Source organism: bacterium (genome assembly GCA_024224155.1).
Lineage (GTDB): Bacteria > Acidobacteriota > Thermoanaerobaculia > Multivoradales > JAHEKO01 > CALZIK01.
In genome coordinates, this window is sequence record JAAENP010000040.1 from 1 (window position 1) to 937 (window position 937).

At 64.0% G+C, this 937-nt stretch carries 1 protein-coding gene; it reads right to left on the bottom strand.

The genetic code is table 11. The features are described from left to right. Positions 1–937, bottom strand: a 937-nt coding sequence (locus GY769_02690; GenBank protein MCP4200825.1) for a hypothetical protein, incomplete at both ends; no start/stop codon positions are given.

The window sequence follows — 937 nt, forward strand, 5'->3', positions numbered from 1 at the left end:
GAGCTGGAGGCCGGAACCGCGATCACGGTCTGTCCGCCCTGCTCAAGCGGGAATTGCGAGGAGAACACCCCGGCTTGCACCTGCCGGTTGTAGGGCTTGCCGGAGAGATACCTGTAGACGACCGTGCCGAGGAGATTCCACGGCAGGTCGAAGTTGCCCTGGATCTGCACCGCGTGCTCGCGCTGGTTCTGGAGCGCCTGCTCGGCGTTGATCCAGTGGTTGGGATCGCGGCCGTCCTGGATCGTAAACGCCGGATCTCCCTGATCTTGTGCCAGCGGGGTCGGCAGAAAGCCGTTCGAGTCCGACCAGGTGTAGGAGGCCATCATGCTCCAGCCGTTCGCGTAGTGCTTGTTGAACGCCACGAACGCTCCTTTGTAGTCCTGCTCGTACCCCTGGCCGGGCGGCGCCAGCGAGCCGTCACCGGGCCGGTTGCCCTTGCGGGTCGTCGGCTGCACGAGGATGCTCGCTATCGGCTGGACCTCGCCGGTGATCGGATTCGGCCACGGAAGCATCTCGTAGACGCCGTCGCCGAGGATCTCCCAGCCGATGAGGTTCTTGGTGTCCTTGTAGATGGCCTGGACTCCGAGCGACGAGTTGGGGCCCACCCGATGTTCGTAGCCGAGCGTGAACTGATCCGTCTCGGGGAGCTTCAGATTCGGATCGAGCACTGGCTCGCCGTAATCGAAGGTGATGTAGGGATCCCACGGCCCGTCGAGAGAAGTGGAGATCTCGTAGACAAAGATCGGGGGACTGGGCGGCGGCGACTTCCAGTTGCCGGTGACGTTGCTGTCGTAGAACTTGCCGTAGAAGCCTCGCAGCCCCCCCTTTCCCCCGACCTGATCGGCGAAGCGGTTCTGCGGCGAGAAGTGAGCCCACCCGACGTCGTTGCTGGTGCCGGGACTGATCTCTCCGGTCTCGTTGCCAAAGCGGTCGGGCC